6 protein-coding genes are annotated in these 7,838 nt (G+C 72.1%); all 6 read left to right on the top strand.

What is annotated here, in order from left to right:
- The first annotated feature begins 202 nt into the window (after nucleotides 1-202).
- The 6 genes from ACFWEJ_RS24730 (at nucleotide 203) to ACFWEJ_RS24705 (ending at nucleotide 7,798) form a co-directional block, all read left to right on the top strand.
- Entirely contained in the window at nucleotides 203-1,150 is a 948-nt protein-coding gene (locus ACFWEJ_RS24730) for a helix-turn-helix domain-containing protein (RefSeq protein ID WP_377231832.1), read from the top strand.
- 201 nt (nucleotides 1,151-1,351) lie between these two features.
- Nucleotides 1,352-3,568 carry a hypothetical protein gene (locus ACFWEJ_RS24725; RefSeq protein WP_377231831.1) on the top strand — a complete coding sequence of 739 codons (2,217 nt, stop codon included), beginning with the start codon at nucleotides 1,352-1,354 and terminating at the stop codon, nucleotides 3,566-3,568.
- 262 nt (nucleotides 3,569-3,830) lie between these two features.
- Nucleotides 3,831-4,862 (top strand): metalloregulator ArsR/SmtB family transcription factor, encoded by a 1,032-nt coding sequence (locus ACFWEJ_RS24720; RefSeq protein ID WP_377231830.1) that lies wholly within the window; start codon nucleotides 3,831-3,833, stop codon nucleotides 4,860-4,862.
- A gap of 25 nt (nucleotides 4,863-4,887) precedes the next feature.
- A complete protein-coding gene (locus ACFWEJ_RS24715; protein WP_377231829.1) occupies nucleotides 4,888-5,313 on the top strand; it encodes an arsenate reductase ArsC in 426 nt (141 codons plus the stop codon).
- A 77-nt stretch (nucleotides 5,314-5,390) separates the two neighbouring features.
- On the top strand, nucleotides 5,391-6,116 hold the full coding sequence (locus tag ACFWEJ_RS24710; protein WP_377231833.1) for an aquaporin: 726 nt from the start codon (nucleotides 5,391-5,393) through the stop codon (nucleotides 6,114-6,116).
- Nucleotides 6,113-7,798, top strand: a complete 1,686-nt coding sequence (locus tag ACFWEJ_RS24705; RefSeq protein ID WP_377231828.1) for an FAD-dependent oxidoreductase — start codon at nucleotides 6,113-6,115, stop codon at nucleotides 7,796-7,798. The genes ACFWEJ_RS24710 and ACFWEJ_RS24705 overlap by 4 nt, the downstream gene beginning before the upstream one ends.
- Nucleotides 7,799-7,838 lie beyond the last annotated feature (40 nt).

The following is a 7,838-nucleotide window of genomic DNA, read 5'->3' as shown; positions in this document are numbered from 1 at the left end:
GCACCTCGCGGTGCCGACCACCTGGCCTTCTACCGACCACCCTCACGTGCCCCTTGTCGTTCGAAGCCGCGCTGACCTGCGACGACGATGTACCACGAAGCATCCCGACGCCTCTCTACAGAGCGCCGGCCGCGCCGGTGTGAGAGCTGGAACAGTCCGAGGGGGGCCTGTGCTTCGCATTCACTTCTCCGCAGTCGATCTGATGCGCACCCGCGTGGGCGGCCGGCTGGACCCCATGTGGGAGCTCGTGCTGAGCATCCATCAGATGACCCGGCCCGAGTCGTACTTCATTTCCTGGAGCCGGCGCTCCCGGCGCAAGCTCGCCGCAGCCGGACTCCTGCGCGACACGGAGCTGCTGGCGGCGCTGGCCCCTGCCAGCGGCTACTTTCCCGACTTCCTGACCCCCGTGAGCATGCCGGCGGACTTCGAGGAGGGCATCGAGACCGTGCTGTCCACGGACAAGTCGCGGCTGCACGCCGAGGTCGGGCGGCTCGACGCCCCGCGGGGCAGCGGCTCCTGGCTCGCAGACGTCGGGGCAGGGAGGCCCGCCGCGCTGCACCGGCTGGGCGTCGCCATGCGGCGCTACCACCGGACCGTCCTGGCCCCGCACCGCGACCAGGCGGCGCAGATCTCCGGCCGCTGGGTGAACCGGCTCGCGCAGCGGACCCTGGCGCACGGTGCCGACGCCGCGCTCGGCACGCTGGGCCCGGCCACCCGCTGGCGGCCGCCGGTCCTTGAGGTCGCCTATCCGGTGAGACGGGACCTGCACCTGGAAGGACGCGGTCTGACGCTCGTCCCCACCTTCTTCGGCATCAACCACCCGATCGCGCTGGCCGATCCCACGCTGCGGCCCGTGCTGGTCTACCCCGTCCACCGCGAGGCCTTCTGGCAGCCCGGCAACGCGACCGACCCTCCCGGCACCGACGCCCTGCGCGAGCTGCTGGGCGAGACGCGTGCCACCGTGCTCCGGCTGCTGGACACGGAGCTGACGACCACCGCGCTGGCGGCCCGCACCGCGACGTCGCCGTCCAGCGTCAGCCGGCACACGGCGGTGCTGCGGCGGGCGGGCCTCATCACCACCACGCGCAACGGCACGTCCGTGCTGCACGTGCGCACCATGATGGGCGACGGTCTGGTCCACAGGGGATGAAGTTCGGCAAGGCTTTGCGGCTGAGCGCGATTCGTTGCCGGTGGTGATCCGGCGTTCCTACGTTGCCTCTGCCCGTTTCCGCAGAGGGACCCACGGAGAAGCAGAGCCATCATGACGCGTCCACCCGTATCGCCCCCGACCCGAGATCCGCAGCGCCCGAGGGGGTGGCCGCGGGAATGGCCAGGCCGGCCACTGCTGCGGTTGGTCGCCGCCGGTCTGGCCGCCGTCATCGGCGGCGTGGCCCTCGTACCCACGCTCGCTCCGCCGTCGGCCCGCGCCCACTCCCACACCGAGTTCTGCTCGGAGCTCGTTGGGCAGGCCGACGAGTACATCTACGAGGACTTTCCCGAGGACGGATCGCCGCCCGTCGAGACCGACGGCGAGAACTACGACTACGAGGCCGAGCTCGACGCGATCCTCGACTCCTACGTCGAACCGACCAGGGCGTACCTGGACCAGGTCCCCGACGAGTGGGCAGCCGAGCCGATGGACAGCAAGAAGCGCCTCGACTGGGAGTACAAGACGTATCTCGCCGGAGACCCCAAGCTCTCGTGGGATGAGTGGAAGGGGACGTACGGGGACGTCAACCGTGACCAGAGCCGAGGCCTGGCCTACGAGCGGGCAACGCTCTCATCCCTGTTCCCGATGGACACCGCCGATTGGCTGTGCCGCGACACCAACCTGCAGGACGGCCGAACGACCAGCGCCGTCAACAACCGGACGCGACAGTTCGTGAACGTCAGTCCTGGAAACACGATCTCGACGGCGCAGCTCAACTCGTACCGGGACCTGACCAGCACCGGCTACAAGGCGCATCACGTCTTCAGCACCACGCCGAGCACCACAACGGCGCAACAGGTGCGCGCCTCCGGCGCCACCTATTCGGTGCAGCGAGCCACCGGGGTCCAGACGAACCCGATCCGGCCCCCTGCCGGGTCCCCGTTCAACCCCCACGGGAGCCCCTGGCGCCCGAGCGGCGGCGCCGTGAACACCATGGCGTCCGCATCCGGTACCAGCGCGAGCAACGCGGCGAACCTCCGCACCGCCAGCAACCAGCTGATGAACTCCTCCTCGCGCCAGTTTCAGTCGCCCTTCCGGGTCGGCGGCATCGACTGGACCTCGCTGGAACTGCGGTACGTCTCCGACGATCCCGACGCGGAAACGTTCGACTACGCCTTCACGGCCACCGAGGTCCCCGAGAGCGCAGAGCCGTCGTATGGCGGCGAGGCGACGCTCGACCTGTCGTCGGACGCCCTGTTCACCTGGCTGGCTCTCGACACGGACCAGTTCTGGGTGAACCTCAACCCCGACCAGCCGGACACGATCATCGACGAGCAGTTCGCCACTACCGAGGCCGGCCGAGTGCTGCTGGAGGCGGACTTCGAGCTCAAGAGCACCCTCTACACGAACTTGCACCCGGACACCGAGTCAGGCGCGGAGTTCTTCGAGTCGTTGGAACCCGGTCCGAACGGAGAACTCTGCTGGGGCTCGTGGCGCATGTGGATCGAGCCGCTCCCGGCCTCGGCTCGCGAGGACGGGGACCAGCTCTACATCCTTGACTCGCCCCTTCGCGTGCAGATGGAGCCGTTCGACGTTGACGCGGCGCCGCCCGGACCATCCTGCGAGGACCTCGTCCCGGAGTCGACCCTCGACGCGAACACCCAGGTGCTCATCGAGAACATGACGCCGCTGATCGAGGAGGCCGTGAACACCGCACCCGAGTACGCGGACCTGCGACGCGTCTACACGGCACGGATCGCGGCGGAGTGGCTGCGGCAGCGGGACGCCGTGCGGCCCGGCGCGTTCCACGACATCATCGGCAGCGGCGACGTGTCGCAGTGGCCGGTTCGCGAGGGCTGGGAGCCACAGGACGTGTACGACGCGTTCCTCGAGGCCCGCGAGACCGTCCAGTTCCGCTACGAGTACGAGCACGGAGGCCTGGACTACTACATGGACGTCACGGGCGGCATCGAGTTCCCCGAGGCTCCCCGCGATCCGATGCCGGCCGCGCAGTTCGAGCAGGAGCACCCCACGCTGCCCAAGAGCGTGCGGACCGCCAAGTACGAGGCCGTCGCCGACCGTGACGCCGCTCCGGAGGACGGCGCCGGGCCAGCCTGGCTCGGCGGCGGCACCCTGGAGACGGCGACGGTCTCGCCCGAGCCAACGCCGACACCGGGCCCCGGCGACGACGACCCCGACGACCGCCCGGGTGACGGGCCGGACAGCCGTCCGGACACCGACGAGCCCGGACCGGACGCCGGCCCGCCGGCGGACGACGAGCTGGCCGCCACGGGGTTCTCCGGCGTCTGGCAGAGCGTGACGGCGCTCGCGCTGCTGCTGGCAGGCGCGGCCCTGATCCTGGCCCGCTCCCGGCTGCACCGGGCCGACGCGACTGGGCACCACGCGCGTCGTCCTTGATGCGCGCACGAGGTGCCGGGCCGGCAGAGCACCGCCGGCCCGGCACCCTCGCTGACGGCTCAGACTTCCTCGGACGTGGCCGGGTCCTGGCCGGCGGTCCGACCGTCCGGCCGTCCGCCCACGGCGGTGATCCGGGCGACCTCGTCGTCGGTGAGTGCGACGTCGAAGATCGCCAGGTTCTCCCGCTGCCGGTCGCGGCCCGCGGTGCGCTATATTGATGGACGTCAACATAGACATACATCGATACAGCAGGAGGGCCGCGATGACAGCATCCACGCCGTCATCCTCACGCGGGCTGGAGTCGCACGCGATGGGCGTGGACGCCGCGACAGCCGTGGCGTCCACGCTCAAGGCCCTGGCCGAGCCGCTGCGGCTGCGCATGCTGTCGGCCGTCGCGACCAGCCCGGACGGCGAGCTCACCGTGGGCGAGCTCGCCACGCTGACCGACGTCTCGCAGCCCACGGTGTCCCACCACCTCAAGGTGCTGCGCGACGTCGGGCTCCTGACGTCGGACCGGCGGGGCACCTCGGTCTGGTACCGGATCGAGCCGGCCTACCGCGGCGCCGTGAACACGCTGCTGGACCGGTTCGCCCCGGCGGCGGTCGACGTGGCGGGCCGGGCGCACCTGACCGCGCTGGAGAACGTCGAGCCGGCCCTCGACCGGCTGGCCGCGTCGCTGGCCGAGCGGTTCCCGGCGACGTCGCGCGGCGAGTGCGTGCGGGTGGTCCGCGAGTCGTACACGGCGCTGGTCCGGCGGGGCGGCGAGGCCACCCACCTGGTCGCGCTCACCGAGCACTTCGCGCGGCAGCGGATCATCGACGCGGAGCGGGCGCACGCGCGGGAGACCGGCGCGGACGGCGCGCGGCGGCTGCCGCAGGTGCTGTTCGTCTGCGTGGCCAACGCCGGGCGGTCCCAGCTCGCCGCCGCCCTGATGCGGCACTACGCGGGCGACCAGGTGGTGGTCCGCTCCGCCGGCTCGGCGCCCGCGGCCGACGTGCACGCCGGAGTCCGCGGGCTCCTGGCGGAGCTCGGCGACGCCGCCGCGGCCGACGAGGTGGACGACGTGACCCGCTTCTACCCCAAGCCCCTGACCGACGACGCGGTCCGCGCGGCCGACGTCGTGGTGACCATGGGCTGCGGCGACGTCTGCCCGGTGCTGCCCGGCACCCGGTACGAGGACTGGATGGTGGGCGACCCCGCGCTCGCCTCCCCCGCCGGCGTCGCCGCGATCCGCGACGAGCTCGACGAGCGCGTGCGCGCCCTGCTCGCCGACCTGGCGCCACAGGCCGCCTGACCCACCCCCAGAGCCGGAGAGACTCATGAGCAGCACCGAGACCAGCAAGCCGTCCGCCCTGTTCGTCTGCGTGCACAACGCGGGCCGCTCCCAGATGGCCGCGGGGTTCCTGCGCGAGCTGTCGGGGGACGCCGTCGAGGTGCGCTCGGCCGGGTCGATGCCCGCCCAGATGATCAACCCGACCGCCGTCGAGGCCATGCTGGAGCGGGGCATCGACATCCGCGCCGAGCAGCCCAAGGTGCTGACGGACGAGGCCGTGCGGGCCTCCGACGTCGTCATCACCATGGGCTGCGGGGACGCCTGCCCCTGGTACCCCGGCAAGGACTACCAGGACTGGGAGCTCGACGACCCCGCCGGCCAGGGCATCGAGGCGGTGCGGCCCATCCGCGACGAGATCGAGCGGCGCGTGCGCGGGCTGCTGGGGCAGCTCGGCGTGGAGCCCACCGCGTGACGCACGACGTCTCGACGCCCACCTTCCAGCAGGTCGGGCCGGAGCCCGCCGCGCCGGATGCGCCGGCTCGACCAGCGCTGTGGCGGCGCGCACTCGCCGAGGCCCTGGGCACGGGACTGCTGGTGGCGATCGTTGTCGGTTCCGGGATCGCGGCGCAGAGCCTCTCCCCGGACGACGTCGGGCTGCAGCTCCTGCAGAACAGCCTCGCCACGACCCTCGGGCTCGCCGTGCTGATCGCGGTGCTCGGACCGGTCAGCGGAGCGCACCTCAACCCGGTGGTCACGGGGGTGGACTGGTTCACCGGTCGCCGCGACGGCTCCGGCGTGCGCGCGGGCCACGGCGGCGTCTACGTCCTCGCGCAGGTCGCGGGAGCCGTGGGCGGCGCGCTGCTGGCGAACGCTATGTTCGGCGTCCCGGCGGGGTTGTCGGCGAACGAACGGGTGACCGGGCCGCACCTGCTGGCCGAGGTCGTGGCGACCGCGGGGCTGGTGCTGGTGATCCTCGGGCTGCAGCGGTCCGGGCGCGCCGCCTGGATCCCCGCGGCGGTCGGCGCCTACATCGGCGCGGCCTACTGGTTCACGAGCTCGACGTCGTTCGCCAACCCCGCCGTGACTGTCGGGCGCGTGTTCAGCGACACCTTCGCCGGCATCGCCCCACCCTCGGTGCTGCCGTTCGTGGCCGCCCAGCTGGTGGGCGGGGCGCTCGGCGTGCTGATCGCGGCGGCCCTGTTCCCACTGCAACCCGTCCTGCAGATCGAGAGCGGCGGCGCGACCGCCGCCCGTCCACCAGAGGAAACCCTGTGAGCACCGCACCCTCCCTCAAGATCGTCGTCGTCGGATCCGTGGCTGCGGGCACCTCGGCTGCCGCCAAGGCGCGGCGCAACACCGAGACCGCCCGGATCACCGTCTACGAGCGCGACCACGACATCTCCTACTCCGGCTGCGGCCTGCCCTACTTCGTGGGCGGCGAGGTCGGGACGATCGACGAGCTCACCCCGCGTGACGCGGCCTGGTTCAAGGACCGGTACGACGTCGACGTCCGCACCGGTCACGAGGTCACGGCCGTCGACGCCGCCGCCCGCACCATCACCGTGCGCGACCTGGCCACGGGGGCCACGTCCGAGGACACGTACGACGAGCTCGTCCTGGCCACGGGCGTGCGCAGTGTGGTGCCGCCGCTGCCCGGCGTCGACCTGCCCGGCGTGTTCACGGTGCGCAATCCTTCCGACGCCCGGAGGATCCGCGAGTGGATCGAGACCCGTCAGGTACACCGGGCCGTCGTGGTCGGTGCGGGGTACATCGGGCTGGAGATGACCGAGCAGCTCACCGAGCGCGGCATCGCGGTGACGGTGGTCGAGGCCCTGGAGCACGCCATGCCCCGGATGGACGCCGACATGTCGGCGCGCGTGGACGCAGAGCTGCGCCGAAACGATGTCGACCTGCGGCTGGCCACGCGGGTCGCCGCGATCGAGGGCGACGGGACAGGTGTGACCGGTGTGCGCGTCGGCTCGGCCGAGGACGGCGAGTCCGTGCCGGCCGACCTGGTGATCGTCTCGGTGGGCGTGCGGCCCAACCTGGAGCTCGCCCAGCAGGCCGGCGTGGCGATCGGGCCGACCGGCGCGATCGCCGTCGACCGGCAGGGGCGGACGGACGTGCCGCACGTGTGGGCGGTCGGTGACGTCGCCGAGTCGTTCAACCTGATCACCGGCGAGCCGGCATGGGTGCCGCTGGGCTCGACGGCGAACAAGATGGGCCGCATCACCGGCGACGCGATCACGGGCGGCACGCTGGAGCACCGCGGAATCCTGGGCACCTCGATCGTGCGGGTCTTCGACGTGGCCGTCGCCCAGACGGGGCTCACCGAGGACCAGGCCCGTGCGGCCGGGTACGACGTCGAGGTGCTGCACAACATCAAGCCCGACCGGCCGGAGTACCTGGGCGGGAAGCCCCTGCTCATCAAGGCGGTGGCCGACCGCGCCTCCGGGCGGCTGCTGGGGGCCCAGGCGATCGGCGCCTCGGGCGCGGACAAGCGCATCGACGTGCTGGCCACCGCCATCACCTACGGGGCCGACGTCGCCGACCTGTTCCACCTCGACCTGGCCTACTCCCCGGCGTACGCGACCACGAAGGACCCGGTGCACTACACGGGCATGGCGCTGACGAACGCGATCCACGGGAGCGCGCCGCTGATCACTCCGGCCGAGCTGGCCCGGCGTCGGGCCGACGGCGAGAAGGTGCAGGTCGTGGACGTGCGCTCGGCCAAGGACCGGGCCAGAGGCTTCGTGGACGGGTCCGTGCACATCCCGCTCGCGGAGCTCAGGGCCCGGGCCGGCGAGCTGGACCCGGCCGTGCTGACCGTGACGTACTGCAACAAGGGCGTCACCGGGAACGCCGGCCAGAACGTGCTGCGCAACCTCGGGTTCGAACGGGTCTACAACCTGTCCGGCGGCAACAAGAACTACCAGTCCTGGGCGGGCGCCCGGTAGTCACCGCTACGTCCGGAGGGCGCGAGCCGGGCACCGTGCC

Source organism: Promicromonospora sp. NPDC060204, assembly GCF_042728455.1.
Lineage (GTDB): Bacteria > Actinomycetota > Actinomycetes > Actinomycetales > Cellulomonadaceae > Promicromonospora.
This window is presented reverse-complemented; position numbering and strand designations above follow the sequence as displayed.

Coding starts and splice junctions, on each gene's coding strand:
- ACFWEJ_RS24730 (WP_377231832.1), top strand. CDS start 203: ATGCGCACCCGCGTGGGCGGCCGGCTGGACCCCATGTGGGAGCTCGTG.
- ACFWEJ_RS24720 (WP_377231830.1), top strand. CDS start 3,831: ATGACAGCATCCACGCCGTCATCCTCACGCGGGCTGGAGTCGCACGCG.
- ACFWEJ_RS24715 (WP_377231829.1), top strand. CDS start 4,888: ATGAGCAGCACCGAGACCAGCAAGCCGTCCGCCCTGTTCGTCTGCGTG.